Origin of the sequence: Nonomuraea mangrovi, from assembly GCF_042681425.1 — a bacterium.
Lineage (GTDB): Bacteria > Actinomycetota > Actinomycetes > Streptosporangiales > Streptosporangiaceae > Nonomuraea > Nonomuraea mangrovi.
Genome location: NZ_JBHUFV010000033.1, coordinates 234,397 through 254,888, shown reverse-complemented (window position 1 = coordinate 254,888; position 20,492 = coordinate 234,397). Strand labels below are relative to the sequence as shown.

General features: G+C 70.3%; 20 protein-coding genes and 1 pseudogene. 12 read left to right on the top strand and 9 right to left on the bottom strand.

Translation table 11 applies throughout. The features are described from left to right. Positions 1 to 147: 147 nt before the first annotated feature. From ACFSKW_RS19555 to ACFSKW_RS19515, 9 genes are all read right to left on the bottom strand, one after another. On the bottom strand, positions 148 to 510 hold the full coding sequence (locus ACFSKW_RS19555) for a VOC family protein (RefSeq protein ID WP_379573696.1): 363 nt from the start codon (positions 508 to 510) through the stop codon (positions 148 to 150). Between the two features lie 83 nt (positions 511 to 593). Next, complete coding sequence (locus tag ACFSKW_RS19550; protein ID WP_379573695.1) at positions 594 to 1,319, bottom strand: helix-turn-helix transcriptional regulator; 726 nt, start codon at positions 1,317 to 1,319, stop codon at positions 594 to 596. A gap of 148 nt (positions 1,320 to 1,467) precedes the next feature. Further along, on the bottom strand, positions 1,468 to 3,363 hold the full coding sequence (locus ACFSKW_RS19545) for a carbohydrate-binding protein (RefSeq protein ID WP_379573694.1): 1,896 nt from the start codon (positions 3,361 to 3,363) through the stop codon (positions 1,468 to 1,470). Between the two features lie 95 nt (positions 3,364 to 3,458). Then, on the bottom strand, positions 3,459 to 4,448 hold the full coding sequence (locus ACFSKW_RS19540; RefSeq protein WP_379573693.1) for a LacI family DNA-binding transcriptional regulator: 990 nt from the start codon (positions 4,446 to 4,448) through the stop codon (positions 3,459 to 3,461). Further along, complete coding sequence (locus tag ACFSKW_RS19535) at positions 4,445 to 6,187, bottom strand: glycoside hydrolase family 36 protein (RefSeq protein WP_379573692.1); 1,743 nt, start codon at positions 6,185 to 6,187, stop codon at positions 4,445 to 4,447. Before ACFSKW_RS19535 ends, ACFSKW_RS19540 begins: the two co-directional genes overlap by 4 nt. Further along, positions 6,184 to 6,996 (bottom strand): carbohydrate ABC transporter permease, encoded by an 813-nt coding sequence (locus ACFSKW_RS19530; protein WP_379573691.1) that lies wholly within the window; start codon positions 6,994 to 6,996, stop codon positions 6,184 to 6,186. Before ACFSKW_RS19530 ends, ACFSKW_RS19535 begins: the two co-directional genes overlap by 4 nt. Further along, the gene (locus ACFSKW_RS19525; protein WP_379573690.1) at positions 6,993 to 7,904 is read right to left on the bottom strand and encodes a carbohydrate ABC transporter permease; all 912 of its coding nucleotides are present in this window, start codon (positions 7,902 to 7,904) and stop codon (positions 6,993 to 6,995) included. The genes ACFSKW_RS19530 and ACFSKW_RS19525 overlap by 4 nt, the downstream gene beginning before the upstream one ends. Then, positions 7,901 to 9,223, bottom strand: coding sequence for an ABC transporter substrate-binding protein (locus tag ACFSKW_RS19520; RefSeq protein ID WP_379573689.1), 1,323 nt, complete (start codon positions 9,221 to 9,223; stop codon positions 7,901 to 7,903). Before ACFSKW_RS19520 ends, ACFSKW_RS19525 begins: the two co-directional genes overlap by 4 nt. Before the next feature lie 148 nt (positions 9,224 to 9,371). Continuing rightward, positions 9,372 to 10,394 (bottom strand): PHP domain-containing protein, encoded by a 1,023-nt coding sequence (locus tag ACFSKW_RS19515; protein WP_379573688.1) that lies wholly within the window; start codon positions 10,392 to 10,394, stop codon positions 9,372 to 9,374. Between the two features lie 83 nt (positions 10,395 to 10,477). Here ACFSKW_RS19515 and ACFSKW_RS19510 point away from each other — a divergent pair, with 83 nt between their 5' ends. The 12 genes and pseudogenes from ACFSKW_RS19510 to ACFSKW_RS19455 all read left to right on the top strand — a co-directional run bounded on the left by ACFSKW_RS19510 (position 10,478) and on the right by ACFSKW_RS19455 (position 20,323). Next, positions 10,478 to 10,855 carry a hypothetical protein gene (locus ACFSKW_RS19510; protein WP_379573687.1) on the top strand — a complete coding sequence of 126 codons (378 nt, stop codon included), beginning with the start codon at positions 10,478 to 10,480 and terminating at the stop codon, positions 10,853 to 10,855. Further along, on the top strand, positions 10,855 to 11,319 hold the full coding sequence (locus tag ACFSKW_RS19505; protein ID WP_379573686.1) for a hypothetical protein: 465 nt from the start codon (positions 10,855 to 10,857) through the stop codon (positions 11,317 to 11,319). Before ACFSKW_RS19510 ends, ACFSKW_RS19505 begins: the two co-directional genes overlap by 1 nt. Continuing rightward, positions 11,319 to 12,479, top strand: a complete 1,161-nt coding sequence (locus tag ACFSKW_RS19500) for a glutathionylspermidine synthase family protein (protein WP_379573685.1) — start codon at positions 11,319 to 11,321, stop codon at positions 12,477 to 12,479. The genes ACFSKW_RS19505 and ACFSKW_RS19500 overlap by 1 nt, the downstream gene beginning before the upstream one ends. A gap of 121 nt (positions 12,480 to 12,600) precedes the next feature. Next, positions 12,601 to 13,032, top strand: coding sequence for a DUF350 domain-containing protein (locus tag ACFSKW_RS19495; RefSeq protein WP_379573684.1), 432 nt, complete (start codon positions 12,601 to 12,603; stop codon positions 13,030 to 13,032). A 200-nt stretch (positions 13,033 to 13,232) separates the two neighbouring features. Next, positions 13,233 to 13,325: pseudogene (locus tag ACFSKW_RS19490) on the top strand (hypothetical protein); the annotation flags it as partial. A 93-nt stretch (positions 13,326 to 13,418) separates the two neighbouring features. Then, complete coding sequence (locus ACFSKW_RS19485) at positions 13,419 to 14,579, top strand: PucR family transcriptional regulator (protein WP_379574557.1); 1,161 nt, start codon at positions 13,419 to 13,421, stop codon at positions 14,577 to 14,579. A 103-nt stretch (positions 14,580 to 14,682) separates the two neighbouring features. Then, positions 14,683 to 15,582: an ACP S-malonyltransferase gene (locus tag ACFSKW_RS19480; RefSeq protein WP_379573683.1), complete on the top strand. Its 900-nt coding sequence runs from the start codon at positions 14,683 to 14,685 to the stop codon at positions 15,580 to 15,582. Then, positions 15,579 to 16,535, top strand: coding sequence for a beta-ketoacyl-ACP synthase III (locus ACFSKW_RS19475; RefSeq protein ID WP_379573682.1), 957 nt, complete (start codon positions 15,579 to 15,581; stop codon positions 16,533 to 16,535). The genes ACFSKW_RS19480 and ACFSKW_RS19475 overlap by 4 nt, the downstream gene beginning before the upstream one ends. A 75-nt stretch (positions 16,536 to 16,610) precedes the next feature. Further along, the gene (locus ACFSKW_RS19470) at positions 16,611 to 16,850 is read left to right on the top strand and encodes an acyl carrier protein (RefSeq protein ID WP_183646883.1); all 240 of its coding nucleotides are present in this window, start codon (positions 16,611 to 16,613) and stop codon (positions 16,848 to 16,850) included. A gap of 34 nt (positions 16,851 to 16,884) precedes the next feature. Continuing rightward, on the top strand, positions 16,885 to 18,117 hold the full coding sequence (fabF, locus tag ACFSKW_RS19465; protein ID WP_379573681.1) for a beta-ketoacyl-ACP synthase II: 1,233 nt from the start codon (positions 16,885 to 16,887) through the stop codon (positions 18,115 to 18,117). Positions 18,118 to 18,128: 11 nt separating this feature from the next. After that, positions 18,129 to 19,553, top strand: coding sequence for a carboxyl transferase domain-containing protein (locus tag ACFSKW_RS19460; RefSeq protein WP_379573680.1), 1,425 nt, complete (start codon positions 18,129 to 18,131; stop codon positions 19,551 to 19,553). A 206-nt stretch (positions 19,554 to 19,759) separates the two neighbouring features. Further along, positions 19,760 to 20,323 (top strand): dihydrofolate reductase family protein, encoded by a 564-nt coding sequence (locus ACFSKW_RS19455; RefSeq protein WP_379573679.1) that lies wholly within the window; start codon positions 19,760 to 19,762, stop codon positions 20,321 to 20,323. The last annotated feature ends 169 nt before the right edge of the window (positions 20,324 to 20,492 follow it).

Below are 20,492 nucleotides of genomic sequence, written 5' to 3'. Positions count from 1 at the left end.
CGCCGCCGCTCGGCGGTTGGCGGCGTGCCCAGGGAGGGTGGACCGCCCAGGAGGCGGTCGTCACGCGTCCCGTCCATGGCGGGGAAGGCGCCTGTCAGGGCGGCGGGGGGAAAGGTCCGGCGCCCGTCAGCGGACGGGTGACGCGAGTCAGCCGGCCGGCGGCGTGAAGACGCCGAACAGGTTGTCCCCCACGTCCCTCAGGTAGGCGAAGCTGGTGTCGTCGGCGCTGATGACCTTGTGGACGACCTTGCCGCCCAGGCTTTCGACCTTGGCGCACGTCGCCTCGACGTCCTCGACGAGCACGGAGAAGATGGCGTAGTTGGGGAACTCGCCCTTGCTTCCGTACACGCCGCCCGAGGGCCGGTCGCCTTCACCCTGGGTGATCAAGCGGTAGTCCATCGGGGCCTTCGGGTCGGAGGCGAACGTCCAGCCGAAGAGGTCGCCGTAGAACCGCTGCGCTCCGTCGGGGTCGTCGGTGCCGACCTCGAACCAGGCCACGGTGTTCAGCATGTGCGCTCCAAGTCGTCAAGTTTCTCGAACAAGACAACGATAAGATGCGGATGCGACAACCCTATGTCGGTGTTTTCGATCGACTAATCGAGAACCGTGCCATGGACGATCATGTCGGGGACGTCCGAGACGTACCCTTCCAGCGGCCGGTCGGGGCAGCGCTCCTCGCTCACCGAAGCGCCCGCGATCCTGTCGAGCCTGAACACGCGCACGTCGTCGCGCAGCCGGCACCAGGCGACGAGGTACCAGAACCCGCCCCGCCCGCCGAGGAACACGCCGGGCTCGACGTCGCGCGAGGTGAGAGCGCCCTTCCTGTCGGCGTACTCCAGGTGGAGGACACGCCTGCGCAGCAGGGCGTCCTCGATCGTGCGGGAGACGCCCGCGCGCCCGAGCGGCTGGATCTGCTCGCCGGTCTCCACGGGGGCGATGAGCTGCACGCGGCTGGCCAGCTCCCTGGCCAGCTCCCCCTCCGAGCCGGGCATCGCGGCCACGACCTTGCGCAGCGCGCTGCGCGCCTGTCGGGCGAACGGCTGGTCGCCGGCCCTGCTGAGCGCGATCGCGATGGCGACGGCCTCGGCGGGGGTGAAGTTGAGCGGGGGGAGGGAGTGCGTCTTGTCGATCGCGTATCCGCCGCTGCGGCCCGGCTCGGCGTAGATGGGCACGCCGGACTCCTGGAGGGCGGCGATGTCGCGCTCGATGGTCCTGACGCTGACCTCGAAGCGTTTGGCGAGCTGGCGCGCTGACCGGCACCTGGGGGAGATCGCGCGCAGGTCCTCGACGAGCGCGTAGAGCCGATCGGTACGGTTCACAATCGGCACGGTACGCGCCGATGCCGACAATTCCGCCGGCGTGACAGGGGTTGGTGAGAGGAGTGTCGCCCGCCCGTCACGGTCGGTGGCCGGTACGCGGTGCGGCCCGCCGTACTCCCGGAGGGGTGGGGTACGGCGGGCCGGACGGCTAGGAGGCGATCTTGACGGTCGCGGTCCCGCCGGCGCGCACGGGGACCTTGGCCACGGTGTACGTCACCCCGTCGATCACCTGCGGGATTCCGGGGAAACGGTGCCCGTTGACCTCCAGCCACCGGTGCTTGCCGGCGAACCGCGCGTCCCAGAACACCGGCGACGACCCCTTGTTGGTGAACGTGCTGGAAACCGCCCCGTCATGCCGTACGGTGACCTTGCCGGAGCCGACCGGCACGTCGGCCACCTCCAGCCAGCCGATGTCCGCGGGCAGCCGGGACTGCGTGGCCACGGTCCTGCGGGGCGCGTCGGGCTGGATGCCCATGAGCCCCTCCACCGTCTGGCTGACCAGCGTGAACGGCACCTCCGGGTAGTCGCCGTTCAGTCCCTGGCGGGAGTTGACGTGCCTGGCCTCGCGCTGGTCGTACACGTCCTGCATCCACTTCCACGCCGTGCCCGCGCGGTTGTGCCGGAAGAACGTGTCCGGCAGGTAGGTGAGCGCCTCGACGTTGCGCGGCCGTCCCGCCCCCGTGGCTTCGGCGTCGACGAAGTCGAGGTAGGCGTCGTTGCGCGGCCCCGCGTCGATGATGCCCTTCATCGGCATGAACCAGCTGTTCTCCTTGCCGAATCCGGTCAGCGGCGTCCCGTCCACGGTGTACGCCCTGACGAGGTCCTCGCCGCCCTGCTTCACGCTCCACGTCTTGTTGAAGTACTCCTTGACCGCGCGGGCCCGCTTGGCCTGGGCGTGGGCCAGCGCGAGGTCGCCCTTGTCGAGCGCGAGCGCGGCGAGGGCGTTGTGGGCCTGGTACTGCGACCCGATCGCGTCGCCCGCCTCGGCCAGGGGCTCGCCGCTGACCTCGTTGTAGCTGGCGGCGCCCTGGAAGATGCCCCTGCCGGTGCCCTCGGCGACGCCGTTGGGGAGCTGGCCGTCGTGCAGGGCGACGAACTCGTTCGTCGCGTGCTTGTAGTAGTCCCAGAACACGGGGTCGTCGACGTAGGCGCGGTCGCCCGACCACCGGAAGGCCTGGTTGGCCTTCTCGACGAGTTCGAAGGTGGCGGGGACCTCGCGGACGAAGTTCGTGGGCGAGCGGTAGTCGATGGACAGGTAGGTGGAGGCGTCGAAGTTCAGCGCCCACACCGGGTAGTACTTGTGCTCCTCGCTCGCCGACCGGGCGAAGGAGCGCAGCATGTTCTTGTTCTCGGCGGCCAGCCCGAGGATGTGGGCGCCGGCGAGCTGGTGGGCGAAGTCGCGCGAGTAGTAGCCGCTGCGGTTGGCGTACCCGGCCCAGTAGGAGGGCGTGTAGACGCCCTCACCGGTGCCGCCGGGCTGGCGCTCGTCCACGTCGAGCAGGCCGGGCACGCCGTCCTGGTGCACCCATGATCCCGCCTTGGCCTTGGCCCAGCCGAACATCTCGACGATCTTCGGGTTGGACGAGCTGACCGTGGGCGAGGCCTTCGCCCCCGGAGAGATCATGACGTCGTCGACGTTCACCCAGCCGGATCCTGACCCGAAGACGATGCCGAGCCGGTCGCCCTCGCCCACCGCGACGTCGGAGATCGTGTAGCGGGAGTAGGTGGAACGAGAGGGCAGCGTGAGGGTCTGGACGGGCGTGCCGCCGCGCAGGACGGTGAACGTGCCGCCCGCGCCGCCGGTCGCGATCCACGCCGACACCGAGTAGGTGCCCGCGGCGGGCACGGTGATCGTCTGGCTGACGCTCCTGCCGGGGCCCGCGTCGAGGTAGATGAGCTTGGCCCCGCCATGGGGCATGTTGGTGGCCACGCCGGTGCCGGCGGTGAAGGTCCACCCCTCGGTGTCCTTCTCGAAGCCGGGGTTGACGACCACGACGGGCCCTGCGGCCAGGACAGAGCTGAGCAGGACAGGTAACATCCTCATGGATACTCCCGATCATCGGATGAATCGAATGGGCACAATCCGTGGGCAGTGGGATGCGGAGTCTCAGCGGGGCACCACCGTGCACCCGCCGGCTCTCAGCGAGGCGCCGCCGTGGACGCCCGCACGACCAGCTCAGGGCTGAACATGAGCTCGCCGGCCGGCACGCCGCGCCCGCTCACCAGGGCGACGACGCTGCGCGCCACCTCCTTGGCCAGCCGGTCGATCGGCTGCCTGACGGTCGTCAGCGGCGGGTCGACGAACTCCATGATCATCGAACCGTCGTAGCCGACCACGGAGACGTCGCCGGGCACCGCCAGGCCTTCGCGCCTGATCGCCCTGACCGCCCCCAGCGCCATGAAGTCACTGGCCGCCACGACGGCCGTGACCCCCCGTCCGAGCAGCGCGGCCGTCGCCGACTGCCCGCCCTCGATCGTGTAGTACTGCCGCATCACCAGGGACTCAGGGTCCTGCACCCCGCGCCGTGCCATGGCGGCGATGAACCCTTCCACCCTCCTGTCGGCCGGCCTGTTGCCGACGGGTCCCGAGGCGATCCCGATCTCGCGGTGGCCCAGCCGCCACAGGTGGTCGACGGCCAGCTCGGCCGCCATGACGTCGTCGGTGGACAGCACGGGCATCGAGTGCCCCTCGAACCCGCCGTTGACGCCGACGAACGGGATCCGCCGTGCCGCCAGGATGTTGCACGTCTCGGGGTCGGGGTCGTCGAGGGTGTTGCTGGCCGACAGGAACACCACCGCGGCCACGCCGTGCTCGGCCAGCGCGGAGACGAACTCGCGCTCCTGTATGCCGCCGGGCAGCGCGGGGCACAGCACACCCTTCAGCCCGTGCGGCGCCAGCGCCGCCTCGATCAGCTCGGCGACGTCGGCGAACCACGGGTTGGACAGCCACGGCGTGATCACGGCGACGATCTGGCCCCTGGTGGAGCGCTCGTAGCCGAGCTCGGCCATGGCCCGCTCGACGGCCTCGCGGGTCCTGGCCGACACGCCGGCCCGCCGGTTGATCACCCTGCTGACCGTGGCCTCGCTGACCTCCGCCCGCGCGGCGACCTCGGTGATACCGATCTTCACCGTTCCTCCTCCACGACCGCCGCACCCGAGGTCTCCAGGACCACCAGCCCCGAAGCGGGTACGGCCAGCGAGACCAGCCCCGCCTCCAGCCGCCGTACCACCGGCTCGATCCTAGAGCCGTCAGGCCCGTGCAGGCGTGCCACGTCGGCGCCCGGCCCCGACACCTCGAGCACGAGCCGCCCCGCGCCCGTGCCGTTGACCAGCGTGATGGATCGGTGGGCCGCGGTGTCGACCGCCACCACCCGCTCCGCGGCCACCGTGATCACGCACTCGTCGCCGCGGGCGGCCGTCACCACCGGGTACAGCTCGTCCGGCCTGCCGGGCTCGACCTGGCCGTCGAGCAGGACGTGCCGCACGCGCCGCCACTCCCCCAGCCAGAACGTCACCATCCGCCGCTGCTCCTCCGGCAGCCCCGCCAGGCGCGCCGAGATCTGCGGCACGGCGTGCAGCGACCCGATGATCTGCCTGGCCGCACTGTGCGCGCCCGCCCGCGGATCCCACATCAGCATGTCGCCGTGCACGGTGCCCGCGACGGCGAGGAAGGCGATGTCGATGGTCCTGACCCTGTTCGCGGTCACGTCAGCCGGGCAGTCGTCGGCTCGCAGCAGGTCGGCGAGCCCTGCCGTCCCTGGCCCCACGTACGGCTGGCGGAACTCCAGCAGCGCCCGCTCCCCCACCGCCTGCCGAATCTCGACGAGCAGCATCCGCATGGCCGTGCCCACGTCGTGGACGTCGGCGTCGAGCGCGGGACTGCCGGCGTAGGCCATCGCCTCGTTGAGGAAATCGATCTTGAGGCCGTCGACCCCGAGCTCCATCAGCCTGGCGCACAGCGCGACGACGTGCCGCCTGACCTCGGGCCGCCGCGGGTCGAGCACCCTGGCGCCCGGCGCTCCGGCCGAGGCGGGCGCGTAGGGTTCCAGCTCGTCGAAGCAGGCCGCACCCGGCCCGAGCAGGAGGGGCGCGACCCACACGAGATAGCGCAGCCCGAGCGCCCGCACGCGCGCGACGTGCGCCGCGAAGTCGGGAAATTTCCGGCGGTCGGGCACCCAGTCGCCGACTCCCCCGTATCCACGCCCGTTTCCGAACTCCTGCCACCCGTCGTCGAGGATGAGCACGCCGCACCCGGCCGACGCCGCCAGCGCCGCCTCCGCCTCGACGCCCTCCGCCGAGACGTCCTGGGCGAAGCCGTACCAGGTGGAGTAGACCGGCTCCCGAGCCCCCTCCGCGGGCTCGGTCGCGCCCTGCCCCATCGCATGCGCCAGCGCGCGCCGCAGCGCGCGCATCGCCGTCGCCACCGAGGGCGCGCTCCTGGCGAAGTGGATCCGGTACGGCCCCGCGGGCACGGCTAGGTGCACGACGAAGGTCTTGGACTCCTCCGACACCCCGAACCGCATCGTCACCTCGGGCACCGCGTCCTCGGCCGCGAAGGCGAGCAGCGTGCGGCCCTGGCTGTCGTACAGGCAGCCGGCCGCCGCGCCGTCGACCAGCGAAGTCCGTTGGTAGCCCGCCCAGTCGGCGACGAGCGCCCGGTGCCAGTCGCAGGCCGGGTGCCAGAAGCCGACGGCGTCGCCGAGCGGCACCGACAGCCGGATCTCCAGTCTCTCGTGGGAGCCGATCTCCAGCACGTCACCGAGCAGCCGCCAGGCGGCCGTGCCTGCGTCCGTCAGGACGGCCAGCCGTACGTCGTCGAGCAGGGGCTCGGTGGGCGCGGGCGCGAGGCCCGCGGTCGTGACGCTCACTCTTTCACCGCTCCAGCGAGAAGTCCGGACACGAAGTGTCGTTGGAGGAGAAGGAACAGGACCGCCATCGGGAGCGCGGCCACGGCCGTGCCCGCGAGGATCTGGCCGTAGTCGGTCTCGGTGGCACCCTGAAGTGCGGCGATCGCGAGCGGGATCGTGTAGGCGTCCCTGGTGCGCAGCGCGATCAACGGCCACACGAAGTCGTTCCACTGGTAGAGGAACAGGTAGATGCCGAGCGCGGCCAGCGCGGGCCTGATCGGGGGCAGCACCACCCGCACGAACAGCCGCAGCTCGCCACAGCCGTCCACCCTTCCCGCCGACAGCAGCTCGGACGGCAGGGCGGACATCGACTGGCGCATGAGGAAGACGCCGAACGGCAGCGCCAGGTTGGGCAGGATGATCGCCTGGTAGGTGTTGAGCCAGTCGAGTGCCAGCATCATCTTGAACAGCGGCACGAGCGTGACCTGGCTGGGGATGACCAGGCCCAGCATGAGCAGCCCGAACAGGAACTCCTTTCCCCGGAAGCTGTACTTGGCGAACCCGTAGCCCGCCATCGTGCAGACCAGGCCGGCCAGCAGCGTGTAAACGGTGGCGATGAGCAGGGAGTTGCCGACCACCCGGCTGAAGCCGACGTTGGCCTCGAGGCCCGCCAGGTTGTCCAGCAGGTGGCCGCCGGGCAGCAGCGGCGGCGGGCTGCCGAAGACCTCGGCGCTGCTGTGGGTGCCGGCCACGACCAGCCAGTAGAACGGCACCAGCACCACGGCGACCGCGACGAGCAGCGTGGAGGTCAGCATGATGCTTCGGCTCACGGCTTGTCTCCCAGCACGCGGAACTGCACGATGCCGAGGATCCCGATGATGACGGCGAGCGCGTAGGCGATGGCCGAGGCGTAGCCGAAGTCGAGGTACTTGAAGCCGTTGTTGTACAGGTACAGGCCGAGCGTCAGCGTGCTGTTGTCGGGTCCGCCGTTCGTCAGGACGTAGGGCTCGTCGAACAGCTGGAGCGTGCCGATCGTGGACATCACCAGTGTCAGCAGGATGACCGGCCGCAGTCCCGGCAGCGTCACGTGCACGAAGCGGCGCCAGGCGCCCGCGCCGTCCACGGCCGCCGCGTCGTAGAGGTCCTTGGGCAGCGACTGCAGCCTGGACAGGTAGATCACCGCGTTGTAGCCGGTGTAGTGCCAGGTCAGGGCGAGGCCGAGGGCGATGCGGGCCCACACCGTGTCGGTCAGCCAGGGCACCGGGGGGATGCCGGCCAGGCCGAGCACCCAGTTGACCAGCCCCGACTGCGGGTTGAGCAGGACGGCGAACAGCAGGCCGTACGCGACCAGGCCGGTGATCATCGGCAGGAAGAACCCAAGCCTGATGAGGCCCTTGAACCGCAGCAGCGGCGAGTTGAACGCCACCGCGAGCGCGACCGCGAGCGCGAGCATCAGCGGCACCTGAACCACGAGGATCACCACGGTGTTGCGCAACGCCGTCCAGAACAGGGGGTCGCCGGCCAGGCGCTGGTAGTTGGCCACGCCCGCGAAGGTCTGCAGCGCGCCGTCGGTCCTGAACAGGCTGAGCCAGAACGACCAGGCGATCGGATACAGCTTGAAGATCGCGAACAGCGCGACGGCGGGGAGCACCCACAGGTAGGGGGCCGCCTTCATCGCGGGAAACCGCCGCGCCGCCGTCGCCCTCGCCGCGGTGGCGCGCGACGCCAGCGCCGTCACCGCAGCACCTTCCTGCCGGTCTGCTGGGCGACGAGCTCGGCCGCCTCCTTGAGCGCCGTGGCGGGGTCTGCGCCCTTGAGCAGGACCTTGCTCTGCGCGTCCGTCACCGCCTTCAGCGCCCGCGGGTAGTCGGCCGAGTAGTTGGTGACGTAGGAGGGCTGCCTGAGCGCGTCGAGGAAGATCTCGCCCTTCTTCTGCCCGCTGAAGAACGCCGAAGCCTCGTGGAAGACGGGGTCGTCGTAGGCCTTCATCAGGGCGGGCGCGATGCCCTTGCCCTTGTAGATCGCGACCTGGTTCTCGGGCCTGGTCAGCACGAACTCGGCGAAGGCGTAGGCGGCGGCCTTGTCCTTGCTGGTGTTGGCGACGGCCAGGTGCGTGGAGTTGACGGTGGCCGAGACCTTGCCGCCCGCCGCGACGGCCGGCGGCAGCCGTACCTTCCACTTGCCCTTCTCGCCTGGGACGGTCTCCTCGATGATGCCGCCGAACCAGGTCGGCATGGCCTGGACCGCGACCGAGCCCTTCTTGATCGAGGTGATCATCGTGTTCCAGCCGCCCGCCATGTCGGCGACCAGGCCCGCGTCGTTGAGCTTCTTGATGATGGTGAGCGCGGTGACGGCCTGCGGGGTGTCGAGCGTGATGTTGCCCGCCATGTCGAAGTAGAAGCTGTCCTGCAGTTGCAGCAGCATCTGGAAGAGGTTGGCCGAGTCGGCCTGGGTGGCGGGCTTGTCGATGCCGAGAAGCTGGACGCCGGTCTTCTCCTTGAGTATGACGCCGGCCTCGATGACCTCGTCCCAGGTTCGCAGCGCCTCGACGTCGACGCCTGCCTTCTCGAACAGGTCGGCCCGGTAGTAGAAACCCGCGGAGTTGGCCTCCCACGGCAGCGCGTAGACCTTGCCGTCGCGGCTGACGGTCTCCCACATGCCCTGCGCGAAGGCCGTCTTGTGCCTGCCCGCGCCCAGGGGCGTCAGGTCGGCCAGCCCGTCGGGGAACTTCTCGACGTAGGCCGGCAGGTAGTCCACGCCGATGTGGAGCACGTCGCCGAGCCCCTGACCGCCCGCGGCGAGCCCTGCGGTGATCTTGTCCCAGATGGCGGGGTTGCCGATGTCCTGGACCTCGACCTTGATCGCGGGGAACTGCTTCTCGAAGGCGGGGACCAGTTGCTTCATCATCGCGGCCGGGCCCTGCCAGCTCCACACCGTGATCTTCCCGCTGCCTGCGGCCGAGGTTCCTGACGTGCCGCCGCCACAGGCGCTCAGCGCGCCTCCCGTGGCGGCCAGGGCGCTGAGTTGAAGGAAACGGCGGCGGTCGAGGTGGGCCATGGGGGTCTCCAGGGGGGTGCAGAGAACGGCCTGACGCGCCCAGACGCTACCTCCGCGTTTCCATCGCTTGCAATACTGAAGCGAAAACTTTCAAAGAATCGGGCAGTACGGCAGGCATGCCGAAACCGGCGCCTCACACTCGTCGCCGCTAGCCGGCCGTCCAGTCCAGCAGCCGCTCCACGGACCAGGTGTTGACGACCCGCTCGGCCTCCACCCCGCACTGGGCCGCGCGCTCACAGCCGAACCGCTGCCAGTCCAGCTGCCCGGGCGCGTGGGCGTCCGAGTCGACGGAGAACACGCAGCCCATCTCGTAGGCCAGCCGCAGCAGCCGCTTCGGCGGGTCGAGCCTGTCGGGCCTGGAGTTGATCTCCACGGCGACGCCGAACCTGCGGCACGCCTCGAACACCAGCTCGGCGTCGAAGTCGGACTCGGGCCGCAGGCCGCCCCGCCTGCCACCGCCCTTGACGATCCTGCCGGTGCAGTGACCCAGCACGTCGACGTGGGGGTTCGCGACGGCGGTCACCATCCGGCGGGTCATCTCGTGGGTGTTCATGCGCAGCTTGGAGTGGACGCTCGCCACCACCACGTCCAGGCGGGCCAGCAGCGCGGGATCCTGGTCGAGGGTTCCGTCGAGGTTGATGTCCACCTCGATGCCGGTGAGGATCCTGAACGGCGCGAGCTTCTCGTTCAGCCCCGCCACCAGATCCAGCTGCCTGCGCAGCCGCGAGGCCGACAGGCCGTTGGCGATCGTCAGCCGCGGAGAGTGGTCGGTCAGCGCCCAGTACTCGTGGCCGAGCGCCCTCGCCGAGGCGGCCATCTCCTCGACCGGGGAGCCGCCGTCCGACCAGTCGGAGTGGGAGTGCAGGTCTCCCTTGAGCGCGGCCCGCAGCGCGGCGCTCTCCTCGTCGAGGTCGGCACCCTCGGTGGCCTGGAGTCTGCGCAGGTAGGTCGGGGTCTTCCCGTCGAGCGCCTCGGTGATGGCCAGCGCGGTGACCTTGCCGATGCCCGGCAGGTCGGCCAGGGCGTCGGCCCTCGCCAGCCGTACGAGCTCGTCCTGCGGCAGGTCCTCGACCGCGGCGGCGGCCCGCCTGAAGGCTCGCACCCGGTAGGTCGGCTCGCCCGCGCGTTCCAGGAGGAACGCGATGTCACGCAGTGCCTGGACCGGCTCCATGCCGACATATCTACCCAGAGGGAACCCTGCTCTGCACACCCCCGTTGTTCCAGCTATAAAGCCCCGATAAGCTCTGGAGCCCCATGGCAGAAACCCGCTCCCGCAAGTCGACCAAGGTGATCACGCTGACGGCGCTCGGCGTGATCTCGTTGATGGTGGTCGGCTTCTGCTCGGCGCAGGACGACTACGAAGAGGTCGCGGCCGACTGCGTCGACCTCAACACCCAGCTCCCCGACGGCTCCTACCAGGTCGTCGACGACGACTACTGCGATGACGACGACGGCGGCGGCGGCTCCCACTCCTCCCACCACGCCTACGGCTGGTACTACGGCGGCGTCAGGACGGGCATGCGGGTGCTGAAGGGCACCACCGTGAGGCCCGCCGAGGCGCGCATCAGCAGCAGGAACGGGCACGTCGTCCAGCGCGGCGGGTTCGGCGGCAGGGGCGGGGGCGGCAGCTGATGGCGCGCAGGCTCTCCTCGCACGCGGTGAGGCTCGGCGCCGTGGTGACCGTCTCGTCCGTCGTCCTGTCGGGCTGCGCCTCGGGCGACTCCGTGTACGCGGGCTCGGACCAGGTGGTGATGGACTCCTCCTCCGAAGAGGACTTCGTCGAAGAAGACGTCGAAGACGAAGTCGAAGAGGACGAGGAGGAGCCGGACGACGAGGTCGTCGCCCGGTGCGTCAGGCGGAACAGCGAGGACCACGGCCGCTACGTGGTCGTGGACGACGACCGCTGCGACGGCGCGGGAAGGCACGGCGCCTACCTCTGGTACTACGGCGGCACCAAGGTCAGGAATCGCGTCTCCAAGGGCACGACCAACCGGCCGCGCCACTCCTACGTCGTGACCAGGAGCGGCGACGAGATCACCCGCTCGGGGAAGGTCACCACGAACGGTTTCGGCAACCGCACCTCGACGGGATCCTGATGCGACGCGAGCACGCCACTCCCCGCGAAGGCTGGGAGAAGATCGTCGAAGGCCACGGCCTCGCCTTCCACCGCTCCGTGCAGGCCGCGCACCTGCCCCGGCCCTACTGGGACGAGTCCGTCCACTACGTCTTCACCATGGAGCAGGTGCTCGAGCTCGAGGAGCAGGTGGAGGAACTGCACCGGATGTGCCTGGCCGCGGTCGAGCACGTCATCGCCGAGCGGCGCTTCGCCGACTTCGCGCTGCCCGAGTGGACCTGGCAGGAGATCGCCCGCTCGTGGGAGCGGCGCGACCCGCACGTCTACGGCCGCTTCGACCTGCGCTACGACGGCGTCTCCCCGCCCAAGATGCTGGAGTACAACGCCGACACGCCCACCTCCCTGGTGGAGTCGAGCGTCGTGCAGTGGTACTGGCTGCAGGACCGCTTCCCTGGCGACGACCAGTGGAACTCCATCCACGAGCGCCTCATCGACAGGTGGCGCTCGCTGGTCCTGCCGACGGGCCCCACCCACTTCGCCTGGACGAACATGGACGAGACAGGCGAAGAGGCGATGACCGTCGCCTACCTGCAGGAAACCGCCGACCAGGCGGGTCTCGGCACGATCGCCATCGCGATGGAGGACATCGGCTGGGATCCGCTCAACCGGCGCTTCGTCGATACCGGTGGCAGGGTGATCCGCTCGGCGTTCAAGCTGTACCCGTGGGAGTGGATGCTGACCGACGGCTTCGGCGAGCACGCCGTACGGCACGCCGCCTCGACCACGTGGATCGAGCCGCTGTGGAAGGCGCTGCTGTCGAACAAGGCGCTGCTGGCGGTGCTGTGGGAGCTGTATCCGGGCCACCCCAACCTGCTGCCCGCCTACCTCGACGGCCCGCGCGAGCTGACCTCCTACATCGTCAAGCCGCTGCTCGGCAGGGAGGGCGCCTCCATGCGGATCGTCACCCCCTCCGGCGTGGCCGAGACGCCCGGCTCCTACGGCGCGGAGGGCTTCGTCCATCAGGGCTTCGAGGCGCTTCCCTCGTTCGAGGGGCAGCGGCCGGTGCTCGGCGCGTGGGTGGTCGCCGACGAGTCCGCGGGGCTGGGCATCCGCGAGACCTCGGGGCTGATCACCGACGACACCTCGTCCTTCGTCCCCCACAGGATCGAGCAGTCCCCGTGACCCCCTCCCCCCGTCCCCCCGGCCCGCCTGCCTCCTCCGACGCAGGTCTGAAGGGGCCGGCGGCATCCCCCGCACCCGCCGTCGCCGAGGCGTCCCTCTCTTCGGCGAAGAAAGAGTCACCGTGAACCTCATCGACCACCTGGCCTCCGGCGCCCTGGCCATCGCCGCCTACGCCGTCCTCGGCATGATCCTGCTGATCGTCGGCTTCTACGTCATCGACCTGGCCACGCCCGGCAAGCTCAGCTCGGTCATCAAGAACGAGCGCAACCCCAACGCCACCCTCCTGGCCTCCTCGGGGCTGGGCGCCGTGGGGCTCATCGTCGCCGCCTCGATCTGGTCGTCGGGCGGCGCCCTGCACGAGGGCCTGCTCGCCACCGCCGTCTTCGGTCTGGTCGGCATCGCGGTGCAGACGGTGGCCATGCTGGTGTTCGACCTGGTCGCGGGCATCTCGGTGCGCGAGCTGATCAAGGAGAGCGAGCTGCAGCCCGGCGCCCGCCTGCTGGCCGTGACGCACCTGGCGATCGGCCTCATCACCGCCGTGGCCGTCATCTAGCCGCCGAGGACGGCACCTCGCCGAGGACGGCCGAGACGTCCGCCTCGCCGACGGCGGTGCGTTCGAACACCCGTCTGCCCACCCCTCGGCAGGATCCGCACCTCGTCGCCCCCGCGCCGCATCCACAGCTCGCACGCACAGGAACGCCGTCCCCGACGGTCTGAGGCCGCGCGAGCGCGACGTGCTCGACCTGGTGCGCAAAGGGCCTGTCCAGGCGCTCGACGGCCAGACGGCTCGGCATCTCCCGGCGCACGGTCGACAAGCACCTGGAGAACGTCCACCGCGAGCTCGCCGTTCCGGACCTGATGGCGCGGCCCGTTTCGGGCAGGACCGGCGCACTCTCGCGGACCTGGCACTCTAGAGGCGTGACAGACCACGAGGACCGTATGCGCGAGGACACCACCAGGCGTCTCGAACGCAACATGGGCACCCTGGGCACCGCGGCCATGGCGCGCATGGACGAGCGGTTGCCGTGGTTCCGCGCCCTTTCGGCCGAGGACCGCTCCTGGGTCGGCCTCGTCGCCCAGGCCGGCATCGCCGCCTTCGTCGAGTGGTTCGCCCATGCCGGCGAGGGCCGTCCCACCCCGAGCATCGAGTTCTTCGGCACCGCGCCGCGCGAGCTGAAGCGCTCCATCTCCCTGCAGCAGACGGTCGACATCGTCCGCATCGTCGTCGAGGTCGTCGAGACGATGACCGACGAGCTGGCCGCGCCAGGCGGCGGCGACCAACTGGAGCAGGCGATGCTCCGCTACACCCGCGACGTGGCCTTCGCCGCCGCGCAGGTCTACGCCCGCGAGGCGGAGGCGCGTGGAGCGTGGGACGCCAGGCTGGAGGCGCTGATCGTCGACGCACTGGTGCGCGGCGAGGTCGACGACGGCCTGCACTCGTGGGCCGCCGCGCTCGGCTGGACCTCCTCGCCCGTCGTGGTGCTCGCGGGGCACGCGCCCGACGACGACCCGCGCGCGGTCATCGACTCCCTGCGCGAGAAGGGCAGGCGCATCGGCATGGACCTGCTCGCAGGGGTCCAGGCCGACCGGCTGATCGTGATCGTGGGCGGCGCCCAGAGCGTCGACCAGGCCTCCAGGCAGGTCGTGCCGCGCTTCGGGCCTGGCCCGATCGTCATCGGCCCCGAGGTGCCCGACCTGCACGCGGCGGCGCGATCGGCCAGGGCGGCGATCGCCGGACTCAAGGCGTCCTCGGGCTGGCCCGACGCGCCGAGGCCCGTGCACGCGGAGGACCTGCTGGCCGAGCGGGCGCTCGACGGCGACGAGGACGCCAGGGAGCAGCTGGTGGAGAACGTCTACCTGCCGCTGGCCGGCACCCCGCTGCTCGACACGCTGGCCACCTACCTGGAGCAGGGCACCTCGCTCGAGGCGACGGCCAGGCTGCTGTTCGTGCACCCGAACACGGTCAGGTACCGGCTGAAGAAGATCACCGAGCTGACCGGCTACCAGCCGACGGAGGGCCGATCGGCCTTCACCCTGCAGGTCGGGCTGATTCTGGGCAGGCTCTCCGAGAGCGCCGTGACCTGGCGCGCACTAACGTAACACCATCGAAACCCCCACTGTATGGTTCCTACAAAATGCCTGGGACAAAGTTCGTACGGATCTCTATCCTCGTGTCGGACTTCTACAGGGCATGGTGGAATCCGTGTTCGTACTCGTCGCCCCGGGCCAAGGCGCCCAGACCCCAGGCTTCCTGTCGCCATGGCTAGAGCTACCAGGCCTCGCAGACAGGCTTTCGGCATGGTCGGAGGTCGCCGGGCTCGACCTGATCGCCTACGGCACCACCGCTGACGCCGACGAGATCCGGGACACCGCCGTCGCCCAGCCGTTGCTGGTGGCCGCCTCGCTCGCCGCCGCCGAGGCGCTCGGCGCGACCCCCGACCTGCTGGCCGGCCACAGCGTCGGCGAGTTCGCCGCCGCGGCGCTGGCCGGAGTGCTGACCCCCGAGCAGTCGCTTACGCTGATCCGCGAGCGCGGCCAGGCCATGGCCAAGGCCGCCGCGGTCACCGAGACCGGCATGACCGCCGTGCTCGGCGGCGTCGAGGCCGACGTGCTGGCCGCCATCGACGAACACGGGCTGACCCCCGCCAACATCAACGGCGCGGGACAGATCGTCGCGGCGGGCACGCTGGAGCAGCTGGCCGCCTTCAAACAGGAGCCGCCCGCCCGCGCGAGGCTCATCCCGCTGCAGGTCGCCGGCGCGTTCCACACCGTCCACATGGCCCCCGCGGTCGAGCACCTGCGCGAGGCGGCCGCCGGCGTCACGCCGGGCGACCCGCACACCAAACTGCTGTCCAACGCCCACGGCAAGGTCGTCGACAGCGGCGCCGAATTCCTCGGGCTCCTGGTCAACCAGGTCAGCAACCCCGTCCGCTGGGACTCCTGCATGGAGACCATGGCCTCGCTCGGCGTCACCAGGATGGTCGAGCTCCTGCCCGGCGGCACCCTGACCGGTCTGGCCAAGCGCGCCCTGCGCGGCGTGGAGAGCGTCGCGCTGAAGACCCCCGACGACCTCGACGCGGCCAGGGAGCTGATCAAGTCATGAGGATCCCCGACGTCGCCCCTGGAGCGAAGATCCTGGCCTTCGGCCACTACCAGCCGACCAACATCGTCACCAACGACGACCTGGCCAAGACCATGGACACCAACGACGAGTGGATCCAGTCCCGGGTCGGCATCAAGGAGCGCAGGGTCGCCCCCGCCAACGAGTCCGAGATCGACATGGCCGTCCAGGCGGGCGGCAAGGCGCTGGCGGGCTCCGGTCTCGGCGCCGGTGACATCGACCTGGTCATCGTGGCCTCCTGCACGCTCGAGTCGCAGATCCCCAACGCCGCCGCGCGGGTGGCCACCCGGCTGGGCATCGAGGCTCCCGGCGCCTTCGACGTCAACGCCGCATGCGCGGGCTTCTGCTACGCGCTCGGCACCGCCAGCGCCGCCGTACGGTCGGGGCAGGCCACCAACGTGCTGGTCGTCGGCACGGAGAAGCTGTCGCAGTGGATCGACTGGACCGACAGGGCGACGGCCGTCATCTTCGCCGACGGTGCGGGCGCGGCCGTGGTCACGGCCTCCGACACGCCCGGCATCGGCCCCGTGGTGTGGGGCAGCGCGGGCGACAAGTACGACGCGATCATCATCAAGGACCGTGACTCCTTCCTGCACCAGGAAGGTCAGACCGTGTTCCGCTGGGCCACCACGGCACTTCACCCCGTGGCCAAGGAGGCCTGCGAGCGCGCGGGAGTGGACCCCGCCGATCTGGCGGCGTTCGTGCCCCACCAGGCCAACCTGCGCATCATCGAGGCCATCGCCCGCAAGCTCGGCGCCGACAACGCCATCATCGCGCGCGACATCGTGCTGGCGGGCAACACCTCCGCGGCGTCCATCCCGCTGGCACTCTCCCGCATGATCGAGCGGGGCGAGGTGCAGTCGGGCCAGCTGGCCCTCCTTCTCGGCTTCGGCGCCGGTCTGACCTACGCCGGCCAGGTCGTCGAGATCCCATAGCTTGTACGGCGTGGCCGCCGCCGACGCGGCCTGCCGTACAAAACCCAAGAAGAAACCCAAAGGAGAACTACCGACATGGCAGTCAGCGAGCAGGAGATCCTCGAGGGCCTCGGCAAGATCGTGAACGAGATCACCGGGATCCCGGCGTCCGAGGTCACCCCGGAGAAGAGCTTCGTGGACGACCTCGACATCGACTCCCTGTCCATGGTCGAGATCGCCGTGGCCGCGCAGGACGAGTTCGGCGTCGAGATCCCCGACGACCAGCTCAAGAACCTGAAGACGGTCAAGGACGTCCTCAACTTCATCCAGGCCTGAACCTTCCCTTCTGATCAGCAAGGAGCGTAACCACGTGAGTGCGAACCGGGCACGAGTCGTCGTCACCGGGCTTGGCGCGACGACGCCCCTCGGTGGAGACGTCACCTCGACCTGGTCGGCGCTCCTCGCCGGTCAGTCTGGTGTGCGGCCCCTCACCGAGGACTGGGTCGACAGCGTCCCCGTGAAGTTCGCGGGCGTCGCGGCCGTCGACCCGTCCGAGGTGCTGCCGCGACCGGAGGCGCGCCGTCTCGACCGCAGCGAGCAGCTGGCCCTGGTCGCGGCGCGGGAGGCCTGGCAGCACGCGGGCGCGCCGCAGGTGGCGCCCGAGCGGCTCGGCGTGGTCGTCTCCAGCGGCATCGGCGGCATCACCACGACGCTCTCGGCCTACGACACGTTCAAGGAGAAGGGCTGGAACCGCCTTTCGCCCTTCACCGTCCCGATGCTCATGCCCAACGGTCCCGCCGCGTGGATCGGGCTCGACCTGGGCGCGATGGCCGGGGTCCACGCGACCGTCTCCGCCTGCGCCTCCGGCGCCGAGGCGATCGGCTACGCGATGGACATGATCAGGTCCGGCCGCGCCGACGTCGTCGTGGCCGGCGGCACCGAGGCGGCCATCCACCCGCTCAACATCGCCGCCTTCGCGGCCGCGCGGGCCATGTCGACCCGCAACGACGACCCGCAGGGCGCCTCGCGCCCGTGGGACCGCGACCGCGACGGGTTCGTGCTCGGCGAGGGCGCGGGCATCGTCGTGCTGGAGTCGGAGGAGCACGCCAAGGCGCGCGGCGCGAAGATCTTCGCCTACGCCGCCGGCGTCGGATACTCCGCCGACTCCCACCACATCACCCAGCCCGAGCCCGAGGGCAGAGGCATCATCATGGCGATGACCCAGGCGCTCACCGACGCGGGCGTGACGGGCCAGGACGTCAAGCACATCAACGCACACGGCACCTCCACCCCGGCCGGTGACGTCATCGAGGTGCAGTCGGTGGCCAAGGCCATCGGCACCCACCCGCTGGTCACCTCCACCAAGTCCATGACGGGCCACCTGCTGGGCGGCGCGGGCGGCATCGAGTCGGTCTTCACCGTCAAGGCACTCGAGGACCGTGTCGTGCCGGCGACCATCAACCTGGTCAACCCGGACGACGGCATCGAGGTGGACCTGGTCCACGGCGAGTCCCGCAGGCTGCCGCAGGGCGACATCGCCGCGGTCAACAACTCGTTCGGGTTCGGCGGTCACAACGTGACCGTCGTCTTCACCACGCACTGAGGGAGCCACAGATGACCGTGCTCGACAACGGGGTGGTGACGGGCGCCTCTGATGAGACGCCCGCCGATCCCCGCGATCCGATCGTCCGCCTGGCCGCGCTGCTCGACGAGGGCTCGCTGAGGCTGATCACTCCCGAGGACAAGAGCGGCGTCCTCGCCGCCACGGGCCGCGTCGAGGGCGTTCCCGTCGTCGCGTTCTGCAGTGACGCCCGCTTCCAGGGCGGCGCGATGGGCAGCGAAGGCTGCGAGCACATCGTGCACGCCTACGACGTGGCCGTCCGTGAGCGGGTGCCGGTCATCGGTGTCTGGCACTCCGGTGGTGCGCGACTCGCCGAAGGCGTCGAGTCGCTGCACGCCGTCGGCCGGGTCTTCGCCGCGATGACCAAGGCGTCCGGCGTCGTGCCGCAGCTGTCCGTGGTCGTCGGCCCGGCCGCGGGCGGCGCCGCCTACGGCCCCGCTCTCACCGACATCGTGATCCTCGCCGACCAGGGCCGCATCTTCGTGACGGGGCCCGACGTCGTGCGCAGCGTCACCGGCGAGGACGTCGACAGCGCCGCGCTCGGCGGTCCCGAGCCGCACAGCAAGCGCAGCGGCGTCGTCCACGTCGTCACCAAGACCGAGGCCGAGGCGCTGCTCAAGGCGCGTCAGCTGGCCGTCCTGCTCGGCCACCAGGGCAGGGTGCGCACCTCCTCGGTCGAGGAGATGGACTTCTCCACGCTCCTTCCGGAGTCGGCCAGGCGCGCCTACGACGTCAAGCCGCTCGTCAACGGCCTGCTGGACGAGAAGGGCATCGAGCTGCACCCCAAGTGGGCGCCCAACATCGTCACCACGCTCGGCCGCCTGGGCGGCAGGACCGTCGGCGTCATCGCCAACAACCCGATGCGGCTGGGCGGCTGCCTCGACGCCACGTCCGCCGAGAAGGCCGCTCGCTTCGTTCGTATGTGTGACGCGTTCGGCGTCCCGCTGGTTGTCCTCGTGGACGTTCCCGGTTACCTGCCGGGCGTCGGCCAGGAGCACGACGGGGTGGTCCGCCGCGGCGCCAAGCTCCTGCACGCCTTCGCCGAGGCCTCCGTGCCGCGCGTCACGCTCGTGACGAGGAAGGCGTACGGCGGCGCGTACATCGCGATGAACTCCCGCTCGCTCGGCGCGACCAAGGTCTTCGCGTGGCCGACGACCGAGGTCGCCGTCATGGGCGCCGTCGCGGCCGTGCGCATCCTCAAGCGGCGCGAGCTCGCGGCCGCTCCCGAGGAGGAGCGCGCCGAGCTGGAGCAGCGCCTGGCCGAGGAGCACGAGAAGCTGGCCGGCGGGCTGCACAGGGCCCAGGAACTGGGCGTGATCGACGAGGTCATCGACCCCGCCGGCACCCGCGGCGCCATCGCCAAGGTGCTGGCCGCGGCGACCCCCGCCAGGGGCGCCCACGGCAACATCCCGTTGTAGCCGATCGACGACCGGTGCCCCTCCACCCAGCACAAGGGTGGAGGGGCACTGTCGTGTGCGCTCACGCTCTCCCCCTTATGGGGGCGGTAGGGATGCCTTAAACGATCCGTAAGCGGGTTCCGCCAGGCTGAAGGCACAGAGGAAACAGCGGGGCCTGAAGGACCCGCCACTCCCGCACCACCCCGAACCTCGAAGGGAAGCACCTCATGCGCACGTTCAAGCTCCAGGTCCAGACCACCGTCGATGGCTACATGTCCGGACCGAACGGCGAGATGGACTGGATGACGTTCCCGTGGACCGACGACATCAGCGCCTACATCGACGCGCTCACCGCACCGGTCGACTGCATCGTGCTGGGCCGCAAGCTCGCCGAGGGGTTCATCCCGACGTGGGCGGCCGGGCCTGAGGGCGAGACCCAGGAGTCCATCGACTGGATGAACAACACGCCCAAGGTCGTGATCTCCAACTCCCTCACCGAGTCGCCCTGGGACAACGCCGTCGTCGCCGGCGGTGACCTCGCCGAGACCGTGAACAAGCTCAAGTCCCAGCCGGGCGGCGACATCATCGCCTACGGAGGCGGCACGCTCGTGGCGGACCTGATCGCCAAGGAGCTGCTCGACGAGCTGCACCTGTTCGTCAACCCGACCGCGATCGGCGCCGGCATGCCCGTCTTCGCCAACATCGGCGACAACCAGCGACTTCGCCTCGTCTCCGCCCAGGCGTTCGACTGCGGGATCACCGCGCTGCACTACGAGCCGAAGCGCTCCTGAACCTGGCCTCCGGCGCCGGGGCTTGGCTCCCGCGATCTCTCCGTGCATCCTGAGAGCGACAGGAAACGTCTCGGTGTGACAGTTCTTGACCGGCCATGTCACACCGCGCCGCCGCCAGAGCTCTCAGGATGTGAACGAACCGGCGCGAGAGCCAGGCGCGCGGGCATCC

Coding starts and splice junctions, on each gene's coding strand:
- ACFSKW_RS19555 (WP_379573696.1), bottom strand. CDS start 510: ATGCTGAACACCGTGGCCTGGTTCGAGGTCGGCACCGACGACCCCGAC.
- ACFSKW_RS19545 (WP_379573694.1), bottom strand. CDS start 3,363: ATGAGGATGTTACCTGTCCTGCTCAGCTCTGTCCTGGCCGCAGGGCCC.
- ACFSKW_RS19520 (WP_379573689.1), bottom strand. CDS start 9,223: ATGGCCCACCTCGACCGCCGCCGTTTCCTTCAACTCAGCGCCCTGGCC.
- ACFSKW_RS19515 (WP_379573688.1), bottom strand. CDS start 10,394: ATGGAGCCGGTCCAGGCACTGCGTGACATCGCGTTCCTCCTGGAACGC.
- ACFSKW_RS19510 (WP_379573687.1), top strand. CDS start 10,478: ATGGCAGAAACCCGCTCCCGCAAGTCGACCAAGGTGATCACGCTGACG.
- ACFSKW_RS19505 (WP_379573686.1), top strand. CDS start 10,855: ATGGCGCGCAGGCTCTCCTCGCACGCGGTGAGGCTCGGCGCCGTGGTG.
- ACFSKW_RS19500 (WP_379573685.1), top strand. CDS start 11,319: ATGCGACGCGAGCACGCCACTCCCCGCGAAGGCTGGGAGAAGATCGTC.
- ACFSKW_RS19485 (WP_379574557.1), top strand. CDS start 13,419: ATGCGCGAGGACACCACCAGGCGTCTCGAACGCAACATGGGCACCCTG.
- ACFSKW_RS19475 (WP_379573682.1), top strand. CDS start 15,579: ATGAGGATCCCCGACGTCGCCCCTGGAGCGAAGATCCTGGCCTTCGGC.
- ACFSKW_RS19470 (WP_183646883.1), top strand. CDS start 16,611: ATGGCAGTCAGCGAGCAGGAGATCCTCGAGGGCCTCGGCAAGATCGTG.
- ACFSKW_RS19460 (WP_379573680.1), top strand. CDS start 18,129: ATGACCGTGCTCGACAACGGGGTGGTGACGGGCGCCTCTGATGAGACG.
- ACFSKW_RS19455 (WP_379573679.1), top strand. CDS start 19,760: ATGCGCACGTTCAAGCTCCAGGTCCAGACCACCGTCGATGGCTACATG.